Below are 23,173 nucleotides of genomic sequence, written 5' to 3'. Positions count from 1 at the left end.
ACTAATTAAACGTTAAAAAATTACGATGACTTTTTTGTTGATTAATTTCATTATTTTCTCTTTGATGGTCTTACCATACTAACTTCAAGTGGCATTATTGTTTCATAGTCAATGATGCCGTTATCATATTGGTTTTTCTGCATTGATGCGGATAAGGCAAAGCCTATGCAAACTAAAATTAAAAGTTGGAAGGTACCACCATTTGAGAAGAATGGTAGGGGTATACCTGTAACAGGCATAATACCAATTGTCATACCAACATTTTCAAAAATATGGATAAAGATTAGTCCTGCTATGCCAGTTACTAATAGGCTAATAAAGGTATTGTTTGATGATTTAGCAATATTTATCAACCTAAATATTAGGATGGTAAATAAGGCTATCATTATTATTGCGCCAATAAATCCCAGCTCCTCAGCCAAGACTGAAAATATAAAGTCGGTTTCTTTTTCTGGTATATAACCATACTGAGATTGGCTTCCATTTAAGTAGCCCCTGCCATTTAACATACCTGATCCAATAGCTATCATACCTTGTTGTTGTTGCCAGTTAGAGCCTGATGTATCTCTGGATGGATTGAGGAAGTTTTCGATTCTATCAGCTCTAAATCCTTTGAGGTTTGCAAGGAGGAAGATTCCTAATGCAAGTCCGGCTACTGATAAAATTCCTATCCACTTCCAAGATAGACCTGCAATAAAAATCATTGCAGCAATAAAAAATACATAGACCATTGAAGTACCAAAGTCTGGTTGCATAAGTATTAAACCAATTGGTAAGCCAACAAATATGATTGTCTTAACCAGTACAAGTGGTGTATTTATCGCATACTTATATTTATCTAAAAATGCAGCGAGGGTTATAATAAGAATTATTTTTGAAATTTCAGCTGGTTGGAAGGAAAACGAACCAATATAAATCCAGCTTCTAGCGCCCCACTCATCAAGACCTCGACCTATAACTAGGGTTATAAGCAAAAGGCCAATCATTCCAGCATAATATATCTTATAGGGTTTTTTCACTACATCTAAATCTAGGGTACAAATTATTGCGATAAGTATAAAACCTAAAATGGTTGAGAAAATTTGTGTTTTTATTGAACCAATTTTTCCGCCATATGCAGAATATAAAACTATTAGCCCAAATATCGATAGAGCCAAGGTAGAAATTAATAGTAGGATGTCAAAATCCTTAAAATTTTTCTTTTTTAAATTAAACATTATATCACTCCAGTTCTTATACATTATATAACAGAAATTAAGCAAATACAATTTTAGCAGGTAAAAATAAGACAAGTATAATAATAGAGAAAGATGGTGATATTATTTTAAGTAAAAAGAAAATAGGCGAAGTCCTAGATTTGTTAGATAAAATGTATCCTGATGTTGATCATTCGATGCTTAATTTCACTACTCCATTCGAGCTTTTAGTTGCAACAATACTTTCAGCTCAAGCAACTGATATTAGTGTAAATAAGGTGACAAAGGAGATGTTTAAGGTTGCAAATACACCTGAGGATTTTGCAAATATGGATATCAAAGAGCTTGAAAATCATATTAGGACAATAGGTATTTATAGGAACAAGGCAAAGAATATAAAAGCCGCAAGTAAGATTTTAATCGAAGATTATAATTCTATTGTTCCAGCAGATAAAAAGGAATTGCAAAAGCTTCCTGGAGTAGGAAGGAAAACTGCTAATGTGGTATGTGCAAATGCCTTTGGTATTCCATCTATAGCTGTAGATACCCATGTTTTTAGGGTCGCAAATAGGATTGGGCTTGCAGATGCTAATAATGTTGACAAGACTCAGGATCAGTTGGAAAAAAGATTAGACAAGTCAAGATGGTCTAAGACTCATCACCAATTGATTACTCATGGTAGAGTCTTATGTAAGGCTAGAAACCCACTTTGTGAAGAATGTTTGATAAATAAATTATGTATTTATTATAGGAGAAGTCATGATTAAATTATTTGCTTTTGATATAGATGGAACACTTTTAGATAATAAATCTTTATTGACAAATGCAAGCAAAAAAGCTATTGGAAAACTCCAAGAAGCTGGTATTAAGGTTGTTCTTGCAAGTGGTAGGGTGTTTCCTTCAATTCAGTTTCATCAGAAATTACTAGGAATAGATGGGCCAATAGTTGCTACAAATGGCAGCTTAATAAGTCTTGATGGCAAGGAAGTATATAAAAGTTATCATATAGATGATGATTTGCTTAATAGCCTATATGATTTCTGTTTAAAACATGAATTAGAATTTCATTTTTATGATGAAGAAAATTATTATACTAATAGATTGAATCTTGACCGTATTAAGCATTTGTTTATTAACAATGATTATGGTATGAATTATCAGGTTGATTTGATAATAAAAAAAGATCCTGTTTCTTATATGATAAATAATAGTAAAAAAGCAGTTAAATTTCAAATCTCTGGTATAGATGAAAAAGAAATTTCAAAACAAGAAATTTTAAGTTTACTTAAGCAAGAATTTGGGGATAAACTTTATATGACAGCTTCTGGTGATTCAATAATAGAAATTGGAAACAAAGATGCCACAAAATGGTCCTCTATAGAAGAGATTTGTCAATTATTGGGTATATATCAAAGTGAAGTTGCAGCTATAGGAGATGCTTACAATGATATACCTATGGTAAAGGGAGCAGGTCTTGGCTTTGCTATGGGAAATGCTAAGGATGATTTGAAGAAAGTTGCTGATGTAGTTGTAGCAGATAATGAATCAAATGGGATTCTTGAAGCTGTAAATTATGTTTTAGAGGCTAATAAAAATGTTTAATGTAGTTTTGCTTATGCCAGAACATCCAGGTAATGTTGGCAATATAGCCAGAACTTGTGTTCTAACTGAATCAAGACTCTCCACCTAGTCAGACCCTTTAAATTTAATTTATCTGATAAATATTTAAAAAAAGCGGGTATTGATTATTGGCAATATGTTGACTTAGTTATTCATGATAGTCTTGATGAGTTTTTAGAATTCATAAAAGATAAAAATTTTTATTTAGTAGAAACACCCAGCCAAAACAGATATGTAGATGTAGAATTTAAAAATGAAGATTATCTAATTTTTGGACGAGAAAAAGAGGGGATAGACGAAAGTCTACTTAAAATTTATAAGGAAAAAATTATTACAATTCCCATGACTCCTAAAATTGATAGGTCATTAAATTTAGCAAATTCTGTTTCTATTGTCTTATATGAAGCTTTAAGGCAAGTAGATTTTAAATTTTAATAAGGAGTTATATGTACGATATAATAATTATAGGCGGGGGTCCGGCAGGTTTGACTGCAGGATTGTACGCAGGTAGGAGTAAGTTAAAAACATTAATAATAGAAAAAGATATAGCTGGTGGACAGATTTCTGGAACTGCTTATGTGGAAAATTATCCTGGTTCTATCGAAAATCCAACAGGAATGGCTCTTTCTGAAAGAATGGAAGAACAAGCCAAACAGTATGCAGATTTTGTTTTTGAAAAAGTAGAGGAAGTTAAGCTAGATGGAGAAATTAAAACAGTTAAGACTGATTCTAACGAATATCAAGCCAAGGTCATTATAATTTCTACAGGAGCAAGACACAGGAAACTTGATGTAAAAGGTGAAGAAGAGTTTGCGAATAGGGGAGTTTCTTATTGTGCAACCTGTGATGGTCCTTTCTACCAAGGCCTAGATATCTATGTAGTAGGTGGTGGCGATTCTGCTCTTGAAGAGGCAAATTATCTTACTCGTTATGGCAAATCTGTAACAATAATCCACAGAAGAGATGAATTTAGAGCGAGTGGAGTTGTTGTAGAAAATGTTAAAAACAACCCAAAAATCATGTTTGAATATAATAGTGTAGTTAAAGAGATTAGAGGTGATAAGGAAGTAGAAGAGTTAGTATTAGAAAATGTAAAGACTAAGGAAGAGAAAGTTATAAAAAATGAAGATGGATCGCCTATAGGTGTTTTTGTATTCGTTGGCAATATAGCTCAAACCGAACTATTTAAGGATATGCTTAAAATGGAAAATGGATATATCCTTACCGACGATGATATGAAAACAGATATAGAAGGAGTCTTTGCAGTAGGAGATACCAGGAAGAAATCAGTTAGGCAAGCTGTTACTGCAGCTAGTGATGGATGTGTTGCAGCAGTCATGGCCAATAGGTATCTAGAAAGTAAATCCTGGTAGGAATATTGACAAAGTAATAACAAAATGTATATTAATAGATGTAGAAACGAATTTTTAGGAGGCAATAATGACAACAAGAGTAGCAATTAACGGATTTGGTAGAATTGGACGTCTTACCTTAAGAAGAATCGCAGCAGTAGAAGATAATATTGAAGTAGTAGCAATCAATGACCTTATTGACAAAGAAGGTTTATTATATGCTTTCAAATATGATACAGCTCAAGGAAGATTCGATGGAGAAGCTGAATTAACAGAAGATGGATTTAAAATCAACGGCAAAGAAATTAAAGTTTTTGCTGAAAGAAATCCAGAAGACCTTCCATGGAAAGAATTAAACGTAGATATCGTTCTAGAATGTACAGGATTCTTTACTGAGAAAGAAAAAGCAGAAGCTCACATTAAAGCAGGAGCTAGAAAAGTTCTTATTTCAGCACCTGGTAAAGGCGATATGAAAACAATCGTATTTGGTGTAAACCATGAAATTCTTGATGGTTCAGAAACAGTTGTTTCAGGCGCAAGCTGTACAACAAACTGCCTATCACCAATGGTTAATGTATTACTAAAAGAATTTGGATTTGTTTCAGGTCAAATGTCAACAATCCACGCATATACAGCAACTCAAGCTATCCAAGATACACCAGCAAGCAAAAAGGACCTTAGAGGCGGTAGAGCAGCAGCTCAAAATACAATCCCAGCTTCAACAGGTGCAGCTAAAGCAGTAGGTAAAGTACTTCCAGAAGTAGAAGGTAAAATCGATGGATCAGCTCTAAGAGTACCAACAATCACAGGCTCTATTACAGAACTTTACTCAGTACTTGAAAAGAAAGTAACAGTAGAAGAAGTAAATGCAGCTATGAAGAAATATTCTAACGATGCTTTTGCATATGAAACAGATGATATAGTTTCAAGTGACATTATCGGTTACCCAGCAGGTTCAATATTTGATTCTCAACTAACAAAAATAGTTGAAGGAGCAAATGGAACACAAGTTGTTAAAACTGTTGCTTGGTATGATAACGAAATGGGATATGTATCTAACTTAGTTAGAACACTTGATTATCTAGCAAATCTTTAAGAGTATTAAATGGGCGAGATAATATCTCGCCTTTTTTACGAGGTGAATAATGAATAAAAAAACAGTAAAAGATTTAGATGTAAGGGGCAAAAAAGTATTAGTAAGAGTTGACTTTAATGTTCCTTTATCAAAAGAAGAAAAGGGAAAAATTGCAGATGACGCTAGGATAAAAGCAGCTTTACCTACAATTAACTACCTATCAGAAAACGGTGCTAAGGTAATCCTTATGAGCCACTTAGGTAGACCAAAGGGAGAAGCAAATCCTGATTTTTCACTAAAACCAGTTGCAGACTACTTAAAAAATGAATATAAAGATAAATTCGCCTTCATTCCAAGTGATGAAGTTGTAGATGAAAAAGTAAAAGAAGAAGTAAACAAACTTGCTGATGGTCAAATTGCCTTACTTGAAAATACAAGATATAGAAAAGAAGAAACTAAAAATGGCGAAGACTTTGCTAAAGAATTAGCTTCTCTTGCTGATTTATATGTAAATGATGCCTTTGGTACAAGCCACAGAGCACACGCTTCAAATGTCGGAGTAGCAAGCATACTTCCATCTGCTGTTGGTTTCTTAATTGAAAAAGAAATCGAAGTTATGGGTAAGGCCCTAGAAGCTCCTGATCACCCATTTGTATCAATCTTAGGTGGAGCAAAGGTATCTGATAAGATTGGTGTAATTGAAAACTTAATTACAAAAGTAGACACCATCCTAATCGGTGGTGGCATGGCTTATACTTTCCTAAAAGCTATGGGTAAGGAAATAGGAAAATCACTTCTTGAAGAAGATAAGATGGACCTATCACTTGAATTAATTGAAAAAGCTAAGGCTAATGGAGTAGAAATCCTATTACCAGTTGATGTTGTTATAGCTGATAAAATTGAAGCTGGAGTTGATACAGAAATAGTTGATATTGATGATATTCCAGTTGATAAAGAAGCTTTAGATATTGGACCAAAGACAGCTAAATTATTTGCTGAAAAAATTAAAGCTGCCAAGACAGTAGTATGGAATGGACCTATGGGAGTATTTGAAATAAAAGAATTCTCAAACGGTACTAACGAAGTTGCTAAAGCTCTTGCTGATTCTGATGCTGTTACAATAGTAGGTGGCGGTGATAGTGCTCTTGCTATTGAAATGGCTGGTCTTAAAGATAAGATTACCCATGTTTCAACAGGTGGTGGAGCAAGCTTAGAGTTCCTAGAAGGTAAGGCCCTACCAGGAATAACTGCAATTGAAGATAAGTAAGGAGTAATGAATGCGTAAACCAGTTATAGTAGGTAATTGGAAGATGAACAAAACTCCTAGCGAAGCTAGGGTACTTCTTGAAGAAATCAAAGCTTTAGATCTTGATTCTAGTGTAGAAGCAGGATTCTGTGTACCAGCTATTGATTTACTTGTAGCTCAAGAAGTTCTTGAAGGCACCAACATTAATTATGGTGCAGAAAATATGTATTTTGAAGAAAGTGGAGCTTTCACTGGTGAAATATCACCATTAATGCTTAAAGACGTTAAGGCAAAATACGTAATTATTGGTCACTCTGAAAGAAGAGAATATTTCAAGGAATGTGATTGCCTTGTAAATAAAAAGGTTAAATCTGCCCTTGCGCATGACCTAGTACCAATTCTTTGTGTTGGTGAAACTCTTGAAGAAAGAGAAGAAAACAAACATGAAGCTAAGGTTAAAGACCAATTAACAAAAAATTTAAAAGACGTAAGTGAAGCTGATGTTGAAAAAGTCATTATAGCCTATGAACCAATTTGGGCTATTGGAACTGGCAAAACTGCTTCTGCAGAAGATGCTGATTCTATGTGTGGTTTTATAAGAAACTTCATAAAAGAATCTTACTGCGAAAATGCTAGCGAAAAGATTAGAATTCAATACGGTGGTTCTATGAAACCATCAAATGTAAAAGAACTTCTTGCCAAAGAAAATATAGACGGTGGTCTAATCGGTGGCGCAAGTCTTAAAGCAAGTGATTTTGAACAATTAGTAAATTTTAAAAAATAAAAGGAGAAATAAATGAGCTTAATTACAAGTGTATATGCAAGACAAATTCTTGATTCAAGAGGAAATCCAACTGTTGAAGTTGAAGTTGAAACAGAACTAGGTGGCTTTGGTAGAGCTGCAGTACCTTCTGGTGCATCAACAGGTGAATGGGAAGCTGTAGAACTTAGAGATGGAGATAAAAATTATTATCTAGGAAAATCAGTTCTTAAAGCAGTTGAAAATGTAAATGAAATCATTGCTGAAGAACTTGAATACAACTTTGACGTTACTGACCAAATTGGTGTTGATAATGCTATGATCGAACTTGATGGTACAGAAAATAAGGGCAAATTAGGTGCAAATGCTATCCTTGGTGTATCACTTGCAGTAGCAAAAGCAGCAGCAGATGAACTTGGTATGCCACTATATAACTACATTGGTGGAACAAATGCTAAATTACTTCCAACACCAATGATGAACATCTTAAACGGTGGAGAACATGCTGATAACTCTGTAGATATCCAAGAATTTATGATATTCCCACTAGGAGCTGATAGCTTTGCTCATGCTCTACAAATGGGAACAGAAGTATTCCACAGCTTAAAATCCGTTCTTTCAAGCAAGGGATACAATACAGCTGTAGGTGATGAAGGTGGATTTGCTCCAAACCTTAAATCAAACGAAGAAGCTCTTGAAATTATTTGTGAAGCTATAAAAGCTGCTGGTTATGAACCAGGCAAAGATGTTTATATAGCAATGGACTGCGCTTCATCTGAATTCTACAACAAAGAAGACGGTAAATACCACCTTGATGGTGAAGGTACAGTTAAGACAGAAGATGAAATGATTGATTGGCTAGAACAATTAGTTAACAAATACCCAATTATTTCTATCGAAGACGGTCTTGATGAAAATGACTGGGAAGGTTGGGCAAAACTTACTCAAAGACTTGGTAAAAAAGTTCAACTTGTTGGTGATGACCTATTCGTTACAAACACAAAGAAACTTTCAAAGGGTATAGCTGAAGGCGTTGCTAATGCAATTCTTATCAAAGTTAACCAAATTGGTACTCTTACTGAAACACTTAATGCCATTGAAATGGCAAAAGAAGCTGGCTATACAGCAATAGTTTCTCACAGATCAGGTGAAACTGAAGATACTACAATCGCTGATTTAGTAGTAGGAGTTAATGCTGGTCAAATCAAAACAGGTGCACCTTCAAGAACAGACAGAGTTGCTAAATACAACCAACTTCTAAGAATTGAAGATGAACTTTGGGATGATGCAAGATTTAAAGGCTTAGATGCTCTTTATAACTTAAAATAATAATTTTTATAAAGACTTGTTCTTAATGGGCAAGTCTTTATTTTTATAATAAATATTGAAATATGAGCCTATTTGTGGTATTATAAAACAGTATGAACGGAGGTGTCTATATGTCAAATTTTCTTGCAGTAATAATGATGATTGCATCTGCAATAGTGATTGTTGCAGTTACTCTACAAGATCCTAAAACTGACGGACTAGGAGCATTATCTGGAACACAGACAAATGTTTTTGGTAAAAGTGCACATAAATCAAAAAATGAAATGCTAGATAAGGTTGTAATTTTTGGAGGAGTACTTTTATTTTTAGGAAGTATTATTTTTATAGCAATAAATTAAGGGGGTCAAGAGTATGACCTCTTTTTTTTATTAGTAGTCAAAAGGAGTAGGTATGAATATAAAAGATTTAATTTTGAACTTAATATACGATGGTGACTACATTCCAATGACCTTAAAGGAATTAGAACTTTATTTAAAAGCTGATAAGTACACAAAAGCCGCAGTTAAAGACATAATAGATGAACTAATTAAAGATAATAAAATTAGAATTTCAAATAAAAAAAGAATCTTGCCCTTAACTGAAGAAGAACTCAACCTAATAGGAAAGATTTCTATTGCTTCAGGTGGTTATGGATTTTTTATTTCTAATAATAGAAACTTTGACGATGTTTATATTTCAAAAGATAAGCTTAACAATGCTCATAATAATGATAAGGTAAGGATTAGAATTATTAGACAAAAGGAGAAATCCAAAAACGCAGAAGGTGAAGTTGTAGAAATCCTTGAAAAAGCAAATGAAGAATTAATAGGCACCTATCAAGCTAACAAAAATTTTGGTTTTGTAATTTGCGATGAGAAGAGTCAACATGAAGATATTTATGTCAATAAAGAAAATTCTCTAGGAGCTAAAAATGGAGATAAGGTAGTTGTTGAAATTATTACTTACCCAAAATCTGGAAATCCTGAAGGAAAAATTATTGAAATCATTGGTGGTAAAAATGACAAAAACATAGATATACTATCAATAGTGAGACAAAAGAAAATACCTACTGATTTTTCTAAGCAAACAAAAAAAGAATTAGTATTCATTGAAGATCAGGTAAATCAAAACGAACTTGAAGGTAGGACTGATTTAACAAAGTTGTTTACCGTCACTATTGATGGGAGGGATTCAAAAGACTTTGATGATGCCATTTCTATAGAAATAAATGGTGAAGATTATGATCTTTATGTCCATATAGCTGACGTGAGCCACTATGTAAAAAAACATACAGCCTTGGATGATGATGCCTATGAGAGAGGAAATTCTACCTATTTATACAATATCGTTATTCCAATGCTTCCAGAAAAATTATCAAATGGGATCTGTTCCTTAAATCCTGGCGAAATCCGCCTAAGCCTAACTGCAAAGATGACCATAGATAAAAAAGGTAAGGTTATTGATAATAATTTCTATAAAGCTTATATTAAATCGGATAAGAGGCTTGTATATGATGATGTCAATGATTTCCTAGAAGGTGATAAGGACGTCTTCGATGATTCAGTCCTAAAAGAGAAATTGGGTCTTTTTGATGAACTCTATAAGATTTTAAAAAAGTCTAGGGAAAATCGTGGATCAATTGATTTTAATTTTGAGGAAAGCCAAATAGACGTGTCTGAAACTGGAGAAGTGTTAAATATAGAGGCTCTTGAAAGAGGACCTGGCAATAAAATGATTGAGGAATTTATGCTTATAGCCAATGAAACTGTCGCAAGTTTATTTGCCTATATGGATTTCCCTTTTATCTACAGGATTCACGAGAAACCAAGTGAAGAAAAACTTGACGGCTTTAAAAGAGCTTTAAATGCTATGGGTTACAATATAAAGGGAAATGACCTTCACCCAAAAGATTTCCAAAATATTTTGAAAGAAGTAGAAGGTAAGAAGGAAGAAAAAATCATTAATATGCTTATGCTAAGGACAATGAAAAAGGCAAGGTATGCAAACTATAATGATATACATTTCGGCCTTTCTACGAAGTTTTACACCCATTTTACAGCCCCTATAAGAAGGTATCCAGACCTAATTGTTCATAGGATTTTAAAATTCTTTATAGAAAATAAGCTCAATAAAATAAATCAAACAAGTCTTGAATCAAATCTAGAAGAGGCTGCCGATCACTTATCTATAACAGAAAGACGCAGTGAAGATGCAGAAAGAGCTGTGGAAGACTTGATGAAGTGTAAGTATATGACTCGCTTTATTGGAGAAGTCTTTGAGGGCAGGATATCATCAATAACTGAATTTGGAATGTTTATAGAGCTTGAAAATACAGTTGAAGGCCTATTTATGTATAAGTTTTCAGACCACAGGTATGACTTCATTGAAGATAGCCTAAGAGCTTTTGATGTTGATACTAAGATATATTACAATATTGGACAAGAAGTGAAAATTAGGGTTGTAAATGTAGACCTTGTGAAAAGAGAAATAGACTTTTATTTGGAGGATGAAGATGAAATTATTAGCCAATAATAAAAAAGCCTTTCATGATTATTTCATAGAAGAAAAATATGAAGCAGGGCTTGAATTAAAGGGTAGTGAAGTAAAATCTATCAAAGCTGGAAAGGTATCAATCAAGGAAGCCTTTATATCTGATAAAAAAGGTGAGATGTTTGTTTATGGTATGCATGTAACTCCTTATATGGAAGGATTTGATAAGATAGATCCAACAAGGACTAGGAAACTTTTGCTTCATAAAAAAGAAATAAATAAATTAGTAGGCAAAAAAACAGTTGATGGTTATACCCTAGTACCTCTTAAAGTTTACGAAAATAATGGTCTAGTAAAGATTGAAATCGCTCTAGCTAAGGGTAAAAAAATGTACGACAAGAGAGAATCAATCAAGAGAAAAGATGATAAGAGACGCATGGAAAGAGCCCTTAAGAATTACTAAACCCATTTTAACATAAATGTCGGATTTATTTTCTTAACTAAGGAGGGCTTCAAGATGATAGATAGCATTTTAATTAATAAGTTAGAAATGAATTCCTTAATTATATATTCTAGAGATAAGGGAATCCTATTTCACGATTCAAAGGACGAAAAAATTAATATCAGATCTCTAGCCAAGCTTGTAACAAGCCTTGCTTGCGGAATTTTAATAGATAAATCAAATGGAGATTTTACTGAAGATACACTTATTTATGATATTTTAAAGGATAAGGTTAATATATCCAATAAGAAAAATCTTTCAAAACTTAAGGAAATCCGTGTAAGAGATTGCCTAACCCATACAATGGGCTATAGGGATATTATTTTAATGAGTAAAGATATAGGGAATCTAGATAAGGATAGGCTCTTAGAATATGCCTTATCATATCCTTTATATTCAAAACCGGGTGAAGAGTTTTTATATTCTAATGCAGGTTATTATGTACTTTCTGCTGTCATGCAAGAATATCTTGCTTATGACTTGTATAATTTTATTAATGTTAATCTTTTTTCAAAATTAGGAATTATTAATCCCTGCTGGGATAGGTATGGTAACTACCTTGTTGGGGCCAGTAAATTATATCTGTGTGCGGACGAATTATTAAAATTAGGAAAGATTGTAATAGATGATGGAGTATATGATGGTGAAAGGATAGTTTCATCAGAGTGGACAAGAGCAATATCTAGTAGATTTTATAAAAATGACAAGGACTATATAGATAGAACTTATTTATCTGATGATTATTATGGTTATGGTATTTGGACCGGTAAAGATGGTGTGACCTATGCATCAGGAGCTGGGGGACAGTACCTTATCTTTTTAAAAAAAGAGGGTATTATCATAGTAGCTTGTAATGCAGGAGATTCAAATAAAGTTCCTGCCATTAAAAATCAACTTGATTCTATTATAAAAAGCTTAAGAGAGGAAGAAAATGGACTATAATTACTTAATTAAACACACAGAAACATACGAAAATTATAAGGAACTTTTGGTAAAGGTTAATGAAATCTTAGATAAATTAGAAAATGACAGGGAAGACTTTGATAAGCTGGTTGAATATTACTATAGCGATCAATTCCAAAAGGACTACGATGATTCGAATGAAGGTAAAATTGATTCTTCAATCAACCAAGGAATCTTAACAGAAGATGCTATCTACGATCTTATGGGAGATGATTATTATCTAGCCTTAAGATTTTTGAACCTAGCCAATAAAATGATACAACATCAATAAAAAATGCACTCTAGCTTAATAGCGAGAGTGCATTTTTCTTACCTTCTTCTTTTACTAAATGATGTAACAACAGCGCTTGCTACGAGTATTGCAACAATTGCTTCTGGTATAGCATTTGTGACAAAAGCAGAAAAAATAGCTTTTGCAGCAAGGTCAGCGCTAATACCTATGGCCTCTGCATATTTTTGTGCATAGAGAATATAGATTAGACCAAGCACTAGACCTGAGTTTGTTAGGGTGCCCATAAATGAACTAACTGCTATAGCAAAATTTGCCTTTTTATTTTTGACTGATAAGTAGAGCATTACACAAGCAATAATTAAAAATATAATTGAAAATATTTTATTTATTAATGCTACATCAGTCATAAAAGACTTAACAGTTACATAGGCTAAGACTATTACAATAGCTGACCAGAATATATTCATAAATAAACGAAGTCTGTTATTATCCTTATCTTTAAGAGCCTTGTAGAAAAGACCTGTTACCACACCGATTAATATTCTTGGTAGTATAGAAATAAGTGGGTTATAAAAGACAAAAGATATTGGTCCTGGTCTTGTCATTGCATTAAATAGGGAGAAAAATCCAAATATTAGTCCAACTAGACCTCCAACAATAGGACCTTCCAGAATGCCTGCTATTATTACTGGTATATGTAAGCTAGTAATAGAAAGCATACCTAGGGGGATGAAACCCAGAGGGGTCAAGCCAAGCATAATTACAATGGCTCCCAGTATACCAACAGTGGTGAGATTTTTTGTTTCTAATTTCATTAATTCCTCCTAAATCTCAAACTTTATAATATTATACGGCGAAAAATGAAAAGTAAAGGGCAAATTGATAAAAATTTAATAATTTATTTTAATTTATAAAATCAAAATTACTTCTGACTAATATTTAACAAAATTTAGGAAAAATATATTTGAATACAAAAAAAGAAGGCATAAGCCTTCTGTTTAAAAATTCTTGGTGCACCATCAGGGATTCGAACCCTGGACGCCCTGATTAAGAGTCAGGTGCTCTACCAGCTGAGCTAATGGTGCATAATGTCTTTTGACTACCTTAATACTATAACACCATCGCCATCTTATGTCAAGTTTTTATTTGGTAAATTTCCAAATTTTTAAAATTTGGTTAGAGATATCGTCATAATCCCATTCTATTATAGAGTTTCTGACACTATTAGGGTCATTTATTAAAAATTTTCCATCTTTGTATGAATCAATAACGAGAATATGGCCATAAAGAGTAAAGTAACCACGACCTACAGAAATCAATAGGGGACCTTCTTCTAGGGCCTTAATCATTTTTTCCTTATCAAGGATGATGTCACTAACTTTAAGTTTATATTCCTTGGCTATGTGATCTATAAAAACCCAGTCCATACCTCCGTCGTTCATAAACTTAGAAGCTTTTTTTGCCATTTCATTTGGATAGATTAGTTTGTTTGTCATTCTTGATACTATCATGGCAAGAGATGTCGGGCCACAGCCAGATACACCTATGTTAGTAGGGTAGAGAGCATCATATGCCCACCTGTTGTCCCATTGGATGAAATAAGGAGTTTTCCTTTTTAATTTTACAGATTCACCCTTATAAAAATTAAAATCGGTAAAATTGTGGTTTTTGTTATATACAAACTCTATAGTGTCTGGATCATTTCCAGTTAAAAATGCATCTACATTATCTAAATTGTAGAAATTATCATAGACCCATTGGGCTTTTTTATCTTTTTTTGCTGCCTCTTCAACATTTTTTATTAAATCTTCTCTAACATCTGATTTCTTTTTTGGTTTTACTTCATATGTAAAGTCAAGAAAATTTTTCCTTTTAAAGGTATCGCTAGCAAGTGATTTTATATCTTCAATTATTTTTACGCTTTCTTCATCTATAAAGCCTTTGATGTCAAAATTTGGTTTTTTTGAACAAGAAGTTAGGCTAAGTAGAGATATAAGTACTATAAATATTTTTTTCATAATATCATTTTACTAGAAATTAGTATTGCTTCAATTAAATAAAACTTTAAAATTTTTTTATTAAGCATATAATAATCGAGTAATGTTTCTTGGCACCCATTACTAAAAAAATATCAAGGAGAAAAAAATGAAAGAGAAGTATTTTAGTTTAGATGACACTAATTTCTTAGTGAAATCTGCAGTTATAGCAGCTTTGTATGCTGTTTTAACAGTTATGTTACCAGTAGCATCTTATGGTCCAATCCAATTTAGGTTTAGCGAAATCTTAGTTTTGCTTGTTTTTTACAACAAGAGATTTATCCCTGGTCTTGTTTTGGGATGCGCTATAGCAAATTTATTTAGTCCAATGATGCTATTTGACGTTGTATTTGGTACACTTTCATCATATATTGCTTTTATGCTAATGATAAAGGCTAAAAACTTATACATCGCATCAATTTTTCCGGTTTTATTAGTTTCTATACCTGCTATTGGTACCTGGATATATCTAGCTAGCGATGAAGTATTTTTTGTACTTTTAATGCAATTTATGTTAAGTGAATTTGTTATGGTTTCAATTATCGGCGTAATGCTATTTAAGATGCTTGAAAAAAATGAAGGATTCATGTCATATATTTATAATTTTTAACTTTAAAACTCCTCTGGCCATGTTGGCTAGGGGAGTTTCTTTTACTTTTAGATTTTATTAAGTTTATCGATAATTTTTTCTATCTCATCGATTTTTTCTTTTAAATCATCTTCATTTTTTTGCTTCATACTGTCATAAACACAATGTTCGAGATGACCTCTTAAGACATCTTTATTTATATTTTTTAGGATTGAAATAGATGCCATTACCTGGTTTGAAATATCGATACAATATCTATCATCTTCTATCATTTTTATCAAACCATCTATCTGTCCACCGACAGTTTTAAGCTTTCTAATAGTCTTTTTTTTGTCAGCTTTCATTTATTTATTGTATGCCCTTAAACTCGTATCCTGCCTCTGTAATAGCATTTTCTATTGTTTTTTCATCAATGTTACCTTCATAAGTAAGCTCTGCATTTTTCTTATCAAGATTTACAATAACAGAATTTACATTATTAATCTCTTCAAGTGCGTTCTTAACATGTTTTGCACAGTTATTACAGCTCATTCCATCAACATTAACAATCATTTTTTTAACTTCGTTCATTTCATTCTCCTTTATATTTTCTTTTGTATTTTGGTATTTATTAGCGCTTAATTCAAACTTCCTAAGTCTAAGTGAATTTAAGCAAACAAAGACTGAAGAAAAACTCATAGCAACTGAGGCAAACATTGGATTTAGTGTCAAACCAAATTTTGGATATAATAAGCCTGCAGCAAGGGGGATTAGGATAATATTATAAAAGAAAGCCCAAAACAAATTTTCTTTTATTGTTTTTATTGTTGCTCTAGATAGGTCAATTGATCTTACTAGATCAAGAAGGTTATTCTTAACTAATACGACATCAGCCGAGTCTATAGCGATATCAGAACCCTTTCCAATGGCGATTCCTATATCTGCCCTTGCAAGAGCAGGAGCGTCGTTTATTCCGTCACCTACCATAGCAACTTTTTTATTTTCTGCTTGTAGGGTCCTTACAACCTTATCCTTATCTTGAGGGAGGATTTCAGCAAACTTTTTGTCAATATTTAAGCTTTTTCTGATTGCCTCCGCTGTCAAATCATTATCACCAGTGACCATTGTGACTTCAAAGTTCTCATTTTTGAGGATATCAATGGCGATTTTTGATGTATCTTTAGGTATATCCTTAGCGGCTATAAGACCAATTATTTCATTTGCGTTTGCAAAATACATTGATGTTTTACCATCTTTTGCTAATCTATCATTGATATTTTCATATTCATTTATACTGATATTATTTTCTTCCATTAGTCTGAGGTTTCCTGCATAATAGATGGTATTATTTATAATTCCCTTAATACCTCTACCTACTAATGACTCAAAACCTTCTACAGATAAGAGGCTTATATTTTTTTCTTCAGCATAAGCGTTAATTGCATTTGAAAGTGGATGCTCTGACAAGTGTTCCAAAGATGCAGCTATTTCTAAGAAAGAAACTTCATTCATCTGTGTAAATAAATCTGTCACAACAGGTCGGCCTTCTGTGATAGTTCCAGTTTTATCTAATAGGATGGCATCAACCTTGTGTAGATTTTCTAGACTTTCAGCATTTTTAAATAAAAGTCCAAGTTCAGCAGATTTGCCAGTGGCAACCATGATTGCCATTGGAGTTGCTAAACCTAGTGCGCATGGACAAGATATAACTAAGACAGAAATCATAAGGTTTAGGGCAAATTCAAAATTCTTTGTGTAAGAATACCAACCAATAAATGTAACTATAGAAATTAATATTACAGCTGGTACAAAAATGGCAGAAATCTTATCTGCAAGTTTTGCTATAGGTGCCTTTGTCTCGTTAGCTTCGTTCACAAGACTTATAATTTGTGCAAGTGTTGTATCTTCTCCGACCCTTGTAGCTTTAAACTTAAAAGACCCTTGGATATTTATTGTAGCTGATATTACATCATCACCAATATTTTTACTAATGGGTATGGACTCTCCAGTAATTGCAGACTCATCAACTATAGAAGAACCTTCAATAATTACTCCGTCTACAGGAATTCTTTCACCAGGTCTAATAATTATAATATCATCTTTTACTATGTCTTCTGTTGATATTTCAACTTCTTTATTATTTCTAATCACCCTTGCTCTATCAGGGGTAAGACTCATTAGGTTTTTTAATGAAGCCTTTGTTTCGCCCTTACTCCTAGCTTCAAAAAATTTACCAAGAGTAATTAAAGTTAATATCATAGCAGATGATTCAAAATAGAGATTATGTCTATATGAATCTATTGTTGCAAAATCTCCTCGACCTGCAGCATGAGCCATACGCATAATAACAAAAATGCCATAAATCAAGGCTGATGAAGATCCCAGACCTACAAGGGCGTCCATATTAGGATTCTTATTTATAAGCGACTTAAAACCAGAAATGAAAAATTTCCTATTAACAAAAATGACGGGAATTGTTAGCAAAAATTGCACAAATGCATAATTAATTGCTCCCTCCGTACCTGCTAAAAACATCGGAATAGGTAGCCCTACCATAGGGCCCATAGCAACATACATAAGAACAGCCATAAAGAAAAATGAGATTTTAAGCCTGAATTTAGTGTTTTCTTCCTCAATTTCTTTAAGATTATCACTTGCCTTTGCTTTGTTTTTTTTCATGTTTTTTACACGAGCTTCATATCCTGCCTTTGAAACAGCGTTAATTATGTCTTCATCTGATATTTTATTTGGATCATAGTTAACGCTCATTGTTTCATTTATTAGATTGACATTGACATCGTCTACGCCAAGTTTCTTGACAGCCCTGTCAACAGCTGCTTGGCATGAAGCGCATGTCATTCCATAAACATCAAATCTTTGTTTCATCTAACCTCCTTTCACACCCCTAGGGGGTATCTGGTATAATTATATTTTTCCTATTATTTTTGTCAAGTATAATAAACTTAAGGAGTTATTATGAAAAGGTATCATATAATTTTTAAAGGCAGGGTCCAAGGAGTGGGCTTTAGGTTTCAAGTGAAAATATTGGCAGATAGAATTGGATTAACAGGTAGTGTTAGGAACCTATATGATCAAAGTGTTGAAGTATATATCCAAGGAAACGATAATCAGTTAATGAGATTTTTTAAGGGACTTGAAAATATTAACTTTGCAATTATAGAAAGTAAAAATATTTTCGAAGTCCCACTTGATGAAGCAGAAACAAGTTTTGAAATAGTTTATTAATATTGAAATATTGGTAAAAAAAGGATATAGTAATTGCATGAGTTTAAAAAGCAAATTGGTTAAAGTATTAGCCAAATCAATTAGAAGTACATTAAAGCTATTGAATAGAAAAGCTACATCCCTGCCGGGTTATGTTGCATACAAACTAGATAAGGATATTCTAAAAGAGTTATCAAAAAATACCAAGTTTATTTTTGTAACCGGCACTAATGGAAAAACCATGACAACACATTTCTTGGCAACTATCCTTAAGGAGCACTATCCAATAGTTTTAACCAATGAATCTGGCTCAAACATGGTACAGGGTATTATTACATCGCTCTTAGATAATCCGCCTAATGAACAAACAGTTGCTGTTTTGGAAGTAGATGAGGCCAATATAGTTAGAATTGGCAAATATCTGAAGGCTGATTATGTTGCTCTGACAAATATATTTAGAGATCAAATGGATAGGTTTGGGGAGATTTATAATATTTTAGATAAAATTATTGAAGGCCTAAATCTAATGCCAGAAGCAAGAATTATTGCTAATGGCGACCTGCCAATTTTTTCTTATGATAAACTTAAGAAATTTAACCCAATATATTTTGCAATTAGAGATGATGATCATATAGGTTATGATAGGGATGCTGAGTTTAACTCAGATGGTATTATTTGTCCTTCATGCCACAGTATCCTAAAGTATAGGACAGTAAATTATTCTTCTTTAGGTGATTTTGCTTGTCCTAATTGTGATTTTAAGTCGCCTGAAATAAGGTATACAATTGATAAAATTGCAAGTCTTGATCCTAATCATTCTAAATTTTTTATTGATGGGCGAGCCTACGAGGTAAATGTTGGTGGAGTTTATAACATTTATAATGCCTTGACTGCGCTGGCAGTTGCTTATGAGTTGGGATTATCTTATGATGAGATATATAAGGGGCTTAAAAAACAGAAAAATGTTTTTGGTAGGCAAGAAAATATAAATGTTTTTGATAAAAATGTTGTTATAAATCTTGTCAAAAATCCAACTGGCCTTAACCAAGTTATCGACTTGGTAACCCTAGAAAAAGAACCTATTAGTCTTATTTGTTTACTTAATGATAATTATGCTGATGGATTGGATGTTAGTTGGATATATGATTCATATTATGAAAAACTATCAGGGCTTGATATAAAAGATATATATGTATCTGGTAAAAGAAAAATTGATATGAAAAGAAGGCTTGAAATAGCTAATCTTTTTGATGGAGAGATCATAGAGTTTGATTATGTAAACCAGATAAAAGATGTTATTAAAAACGCAAAAACAGATAATATTTATATCTTATCAACCTATACAGCTATGCTTAAGTTAAGGGAGGTGCTTGCCTTATAAGAAAGATAAGAATATGTCACCTATATGGGAACCTTCTGAATACCTACGGTGATGTTGGAAATTTAATGGCCTTTGAGTATGAACTAAAAAGAATGGGTATAAATTCAGAAAGAAAGATAGTGTCTCTAGGTGATGATTTTAGAGCTTCTGATTATGACTTTGTATTTTTTGGGGGTGGTCAAGACTACGAACAAAATATAGTTAAAGATGATCTTATTAAAAAAAGAGATGAACTCGTTAATTATATCGAAAATGACGGGTTATTCCTTGCTATATGTGGTGGCTATCAACTATTAGGCAAGTACTACTATGGTGCTAATGGAGAAAAGATAGAAGGTCTTAATATTTTTGACCACTATACTTTAAATCAGGAGTCAAAGAATCGATTTACGGGCCAAATAAAAATTTATGTAAAAAGATTTGATGAAACATGCGTTGGCTTTGAAAATCATGGTGGTAGGACATTTTTGTCCGACAATCAAACTCCATTTGGTCAGGTTATAGAAGGAAATGGCAACAATGGAGAAGATAATACTGAAGGTTTTATCTATAAAAATACTATCGGGACATACTTGCACGGTCCAATTTTAGCGAGAAATGAGAATTTGTGCAGAAAAATCATAAAAATAATTATTTAAGGAGAATGATATGATGACAGAATCAAAACTAAGAACAAAAGAAGCTGATGAGTTATTTGAAGCTATTTTAATGCTTAAGGATATTGAAGAGTGCTACCAATTCTTTACTGATATATGTACAGCTAGAGAAATTCAATCTATTTCACAAAGGCTTCATGTAGCAAAACTACTTAAGATTAGAAAAACATATTCAGTAATTGAAGAAGAAACGGGAGCTTCAACTGCTACCATCTCTAGGGTAAATAGATCACTTAACTATGGTTCAGGTGGTTATGAGTTAGTCCTAGATAAATTAATTGAAAAGGATTTAAAAGAATCAAAAGAGTAAGCCTACTTACTCTTTTTTTTGCGGTATAATGTTAGGGTTAAGGAAGGATGTGTAGATGAATTTAGATAGGTTAAACGACAGGCAGAAAGAAGCTGTATTACATAAGGATGGACCTCTTTTGGTGCTAGCTGGAGCTGGAAGTGGTAAAACTTCAGTGCTCACTTCTAGTATTGCCTATAAGATAAAAGAAGAATCTGTAGATCCCAGAAATATTATAGCCATAACCTTTACCAATAAGGCAGCCAATGAGATGAAAGAAAGAGTAAGCTCTTTACTTGACATGGATGTTGCCTATTTATGGATTGGTACATTTCACTCTATATGTGCTAGAATTTTAAGGATGAATATTGAAAAGATTGGATATTCTAATAATTTTACCATCTATGATACCCAAGACCAGAGAACCCTTATAAGAGACATCATAAAAGATCTAGGCTACAAAGATGATATAAATCCAAGGCTTGCTCAAAGCATAATTTCGAATGCAAAAAATAAGTCGATAAGTCCGGAAGATTTTTTAAAAATGAATTTTTATATGCAAAATGCAGATGAAATCGCTGAAATTTTTAAGAAATATGAAAAAAAGAAATACGAATATAATGCACTTGATTTTGATGACTTAATAGAGAAAGTTTTGGAGTTATTTGTTAAAGATTCAGAAACTCTTAGGTATTATCAAAATAAGTTTGATTATATTTTTGTCGATGAGTTTCAAGATACAAACAATTCACAGTATGAACTAATAAGATTTATTGCTGGTAAAAAACAAAATGTGGTCGCAGTAGGCGATGCTGATCAATCTATTTATTCTTTTAGGGGAGCTGATATTAGAAATATCCTCAGTTTTGAAAAAGACTTTAAGAATACAAAGATTATTAAACTTGAGCAGAATTATAGGTCTACATCTAAGATTTTAGAGACCGCTAATGTTTTAATTGCAAATAACCTTGAAAGAAAAGAAAAAAATCTTTGGACCGAAAATGGCGATGGAGCTGATGTCTTATATAAGGAAACCTCAATAGAAAGCGATGAAAGTAAATTTGTTATTGATACTATTAAAAATTTATTAGCTGATGGTTACAAGGAAAGTGATATGGCAATTCTTTATAGGACCAACGCCCAGTCAAGGCCCTTCGAAGAAGCTCTCCTTAAAAATCTAATTGCCTATAAGGTTGTTGGCGGCCTAAAGTTCTATGATAGGAAAGAAATTAAAGATTTAATTGCCTATCTAAATATTTTGGTTAATAGCAAGGACGATGTTAGTTTAAAGAGGATAATCAACGAACCAAAACGTGGTATAGGTGATAAATCAATAGATCAGATAGAAAAAATTGCCATTAGTCACGGTATATCAATGCTTGACTTAATTACTGATGATAATTTTTCAATCTTAATGACTGATAGGTTAAAAAATCTCACTGATAAATTCTATAAACCTCTTGAGGAAATATTTATAAATGTTGATAAATATAAGATAGTTGATCTAATTAATGAAGTGTTAGAAAAGACTGGCTATCTTAGGTCGCTAGAAAAATCTCTTCTTGTTGAAGATAGGGCAAGAGTTGATAATATTAATGAATTTATTTCTTCAGCTGCTGACTACCAGGAGGCAAATCCTGAGGATGATTTAAGAGATTACTTAGAAAACCTATCCCTTTTATCTGATATTGATAAGACTGAAGAAAATAATGAATCTATTTCACTTATGACTATGCACCAGGCAAAGGGGCTCGAATTTCCAGTTGTCTTTATAGTTGGTCTTGATGAGGGATTATTTCCAAGCAAGAGGAGTTTGGATGAGGGAAATCTTGAGGAAGAAAGAAGACTTTTTTATGTCGGAATCACTCGTGCTGAAGAAAAGTTATTTTTGACAAGTGCTCAGATGCGAAGAAATTATGGCAAGGTCACATATTACAAGCCTTCTCGTTTTATCGATGAAATAAAAGATTTAATAAAAAAAGAAACAAGTAGGGAATATATTGACTATAAATCCAAATCTTATGAGCAAGCAATGAACGAAGATTATATGAGGGAAAAGACCAGACAATCTGTTCTTGACCTTAAGATAAAAGCCTTTAAGAAAGATGACTCTACCTACCAGGTAGGAGATACTATTGAACATAGCAAGTGGGGAAGAGGAATGGTCGTCCAAGTTAAGGAAAGTCCAGAAGGAAATGAACTTGTAATTGCCTTTGATAAAAAAGGACTTAAGAAACTTAACCAAGCCTATGCACCAATTAAAAAGGTATAGAT

General features: G+C 32.7%; 23 protein-coding genes, 1 tRNA gene and 1 pseudogene. 19 read left to right on the top strand and 6 right to left on the bottom strand.

Annotation, left to right across the window (positions count from 1 at the left end):
- Positions 1-50: 50 nt before the first annotated feature.
- Positions 51-1,217 carry a rod shape-determining protein RodA gene (rodA, locus tag HMPREF0072_RS04100; RefSeq protein WP_039931097.1) on the bottom strand — a complete coding sequence of 389 codons (1,167 nt, stop codon included), beginning with the start codon at positions 1,215-1,217 and terminating at the stop codon, positions 51-53.
- A 77-nt stretch (positions 1,218-1,294) separates the two neighbouring features.
- On the opposite strand from rodA, the gene nth reads away from it, so the two are divergent.
- The 13 genes and pseudogenes from nth to HMPREF0072_RS04035 all read left to right on the top strand — a co-directional run bounded on the left by nth (position 1,295) and on the right by HMPREF0072_RS04035 (position 12,783).
- A complete protein-coding gene (gene nth, locus HMPREF0072_RS04095) occupies positions 1,295-1,963 on the top strand; it encodes an endonuclease III (RefSeq protein WP_039931096.1) in 669 nt (222 codons plus the stop codon).
- Entirely contained in the window at positions 1,956-2,798 is an 843-nt protein-coding gene (locus HMPREF0072_RS04090) for a Cof-type HAD-IIB family hydrolase (RefSeq protein ID WP_004827549.1), read from the top strand. The genes nth and HMPREF0072_RS04090 overlap by 8 nt, the downstream gene beginning before the upstream one ends.
- A pseudogene (locus tag HMPREF0072_RS04085) lies at positions 2,791-3,251 on the top strand (tRNA (cytidine(34)-2'-O)-methyltransferase). The gene HMPREF0072_RS04090 and the pseudogene HMPREF0072_RS04085 overlap by 8 nt, the downstream one beginning before the upstream one ends.
- A gap of 11 nt (positions 3,252-3,262) precedes the next feature.
- Positions 3,263-4,189, top strand: coding sequence for a thioredoxin-disulfide reductase (trxB, locus tag HMPREF0072_RS04080; RefSeq protein WP_004827548.1), 927 nt, complete (start codon positions 3,263-3,265; stop codon positions 4,187-4,189).
- Positions 4,190-4,256: 67 nt separating this feature from the next.
- The gene (gene gap, locus HMPREF0072_RS04075) at positions 4,257-5,264 is read left to right on the top strand and encodes a type I glyceraldehyde-3-phosphate dehydrogenase (RefSeq protein ID WP_004827547.1); all 1,008 of its coding nucleotides are present in this window, start codon (positions 4,257-4,259) and stop codon (positions 5,262-5,264) included.
- A 49-nt stretch (positions 5,265-5,313) separates the two neighbouring features.
- Complete coding sequence (locus tag HMPREF0072_RS04070) at positions 5,314-6,510, top strand: phosphoglycerate kinase (RefSeq protein ID WP_004827546.1); 1,197 nt, start codon at positions 5,314-5,316, stop codon at positions 6,508-6,510.
- Positions 6,511-6,520: 10 nt separating this feature from the next.
- Complete coding sequence (gene tpiA / locus HMPREF0072_RS11970) at positions 6,521-7,273, top strand: triose-phosphate isomerase (protein WP_004827545.1); 753 nt, start codon at positions 6,521-6,523, stop codon at positions 7,271-7,273.
- A gap of 12 nt (positions 7,274-7,285) precedes the next feature.
- Positions 7,286-8,578, top strand: coding sequence for a phosphopyruvate hydratase (gene eno, locus HMPREF0072_RS11965; protein WP_004827544.1), 1,293 nt, complete (start codon positions 7,286-7,288; stop codon positions 8,576-8,578).
- A 110-nt stretch (positions 8,579-8,688) separates the two neighbouring features.
- Complete coding sequence (gene secG / locus HMPREF0072_RS04055) at positions 8,689-8,916, top strand: preprotein translocase subunit SecG (RefSeq protein WP_037327559.1); 228 nt, start codon at positions 8,689-8,691, stop codon at positions 8,914-8,916.
- Positions 8,917-8,968: 52 nt separating this feature from the next.
- On the top strand, positions 8,969-11,089 hold the full coding sequence (gene rnr, locus HMPREF0072_RS04050) for a ribonuclease R (protein ID WP_004827542.1): 2,121 nt from the start codon (positions 8,969-8,971) through the stop codon (positions 11,087-11,089).
- Positions 11,070-11,510: an SsrA-binding protein SmpB gene (smpB, locus tag HMPREF0072_RS04045; RefSeq protein ID WP_037327555.1), complete on the top strand. Its 441-nt coding sequence runs from the start codon at positions 11,070-11,072 to the stop codon at positions 11,508-11,510. The genes rnr and smpB overlap by 20 nt, the downstream gene beginning before the upstream one ends.
- A 54-nt stretch (positions 11,511-11,564) precedes the next feature.
- The gene (locus HMPREF0072_RS04040; RefSeq protein ID WP_004827540.1) at positions 11,565-12,491 is read left to right on the top strand and encodes a serine hydrolase domain-containing protein; all 927 of its coding nucleotides are present in this window, start codon (positions 11,565-11,567) and stop codon (positions 12,489-12,491) included.
- Positions 12,481-12,783 (top strand): DUF4298 domain-containing protein, encoded by a 303-nt coding sequence (locus tag HMPREF0072_RS04035; RefSeq protein WP_004827539.1) that lies wholly within the window; start codon positions 12,481-12,483, stop codon positions 12,781-12,783. The genes HMPREF0072_RS04040 and HMPREF0072_RS04035 overlap by 11 nt, the downstream gene beginning before the upstream one ends.
- 38 nt (positions 12,784-12,821) lie before the next feature.
- Here the strand turns inward: HMPREF0072_RS04035 and HMPREF0072_RS04030 are convergent, their stop codons facing one another.
- The 3 genes from HMPREF0072_RS04030 to HMPREF0072_RS04020 form a co-directional block, all read right to left on the bottom strand.
- On the bottom strand, positions 12,822-13,559 hold the full coding sequence (locus tag HMPREF0072_RS04030; protein ID WP_004827538.1) for an ECF transporter S component: 738 nt from the start codon (positions 13,557-13,559) through the stop codon (positions 12,822-12,824).
- A gap of 194 nt (positions 13,560-13,753) precedes the next feature.
- Positions 13,754-13,829 (bottom strand) — tRNA-Lys (locus HMPREF0072_RS04025).
- Positions 13,830-13,886: 57 nt separating this feature from the next.
- Positions 13,887-14,762, bottom strand: coding sequence for a C39 family peptidase (locus HMPREF0072_RS04020; protein WP_004827537.1), 876 nt, complete (start codon positions 14,760-14,762; stop codon positions 13,887-13,889).
- A 127-nt stretch (positions 14,763-14,889) separates the two neighbouring features.
- Between HMPREF0072_RS04020 and HMPREF0072_RS04015 the strand changes: the two genes are divergently transcribed.
- The gene (locus HMPREF0072_RS04015; RefSeq protein WP_004827536.1) at positions 14,890-15,390 is read left to right on the top strand and encodes a QueT transporter family protein; all 501 of its coding nucleotides are present in this window, start codon (positions 14,890-14,892) and stop codon (positions 15,388-15,390) included.
- A 47-nt stretch (positions 15,391-15,437) separates the two neighbouring features.
- Here HMPREF0072_RS04015 and HMPREF0072_RS04010 read toward each other — a convergent pair whose 3' ends face one another.
- Together HMPREF0072_RS04010 and HMPREF0072_RS04005 are read right to left on the bottom strand one after the other, a co-directional pair.
- Positions 15,438-15,713 carry a metal-sensing transcriptional repressor gene (locus HMPREF0072_RS04010; RefSeq protein WP_004827535.1) on the bottom strand — a complete coding sequence of 92 codons (276 nt, stop codon included), beginning with the start codon at positions 15,711-15,713 and terminating at the stop codon, positions 15,438-15,440.
- A 4-nt stretch (positions 15,714-15,717) separates the two neighbouring features.
- A complete protein-coding gene (locus HMPREF0072_RS04005; protein ID WP_004827534.1) occupies positions 15,718-18,234 on the bottom strand; it encodes a heavy metal translocating P-type ATPase in 2,517 nt (838 codons plus the stop codon).
- A gap of 90 nt (positions 18,235-18,324) precedes the next feature.
- Here HMPREF0072_RS04005 and HMPREF0072_RS04000 point away from each other — a divergent pair, with 90 nt between their 5' ends.
- From HMPREF0072_RS04000 to HMPREF0072_RS03980, 5 genes are read left to right on the top strand one after another with little or no spacing between them, the layout of a single operon-like run.
- Positions 18,325-18,594 carry an acylphosphatase gene (locus HMPREF0072_RS04000; RefSeq protein ID WP_004827533.1) on the top strand — a complete coding sequence of 90 codons (270 nt, stop codon included), beginning with the start codon at positions 18,325-18,327 and terminating at the stop codon, positions 18,592-18,594.
- A 37-nt stretch (positions 18,595-18,631) separates the two neighbouring features.
- Positions 18,632-19,954 (top strand): MurT ligase domain-containing protein, encoded by a 1,323-nt coding sequence (locus HMPREF0072_RS03995; protein ID WP_004827532.1) that lies wholly within the window; start codon positions 18,632-18,634, stop codon positions 19,952-19,954.
- Positions 19,955-19,959: 5 nt separating this feature from the next.
- Complete coding sequence (locus tag HMPREF0072_RS03990; protein ID WP_211204220.1) at positions 19,960-20,592, top strand: type 1 glutamine amidotransferase; 633 nt, start codon at positions 19,960-19,962, stop codon at positions 20,590-20,592.
- 13 nt (positions 20,593-20,605) lie between these two features.
- Complete coding sequence (locus HMPREF0072_RS03985) at positions 20,606-20,920, top strand: YerC/YecD family TrpR-related protein (RefSeq protein ID WP_037327686.1); 315 nt, start codon at positions 20,606-20,608, stop codon at positions 20,918-20,920.
- Between the two features lie 55 nt (positions 20,921-20,975).
- Positions 20,976-23,171, top strand: a complete 2,196-nt coding sequence (locus HMPREF0072_RS03980; RefSeq protein ID WP_004827529.1) for an ATP-dependent helicase — start codon at positions 20,976-20,978, stop codon at positions 23,169-23,171.
- Positions 23,172-23,173: the final 2 nt, after the last annotated feature.

Origin of the sequence: Anaerococcus lactolyticus ATCC 51172, from assembly GCF_000156575.1 — a bacterium.
GTDB classification, from domain to species: domain Bacteria; phylum Bacillota; class Clostridia; order Tissierellales; family Peptoniphilaceae; genus Anaerococcus; species Anaerococcus lactolyticus.
Note: the sequence above shows the minus strand (reverse complement) of the source record. Positions and strands in the feature narration are given on the sequence as shown.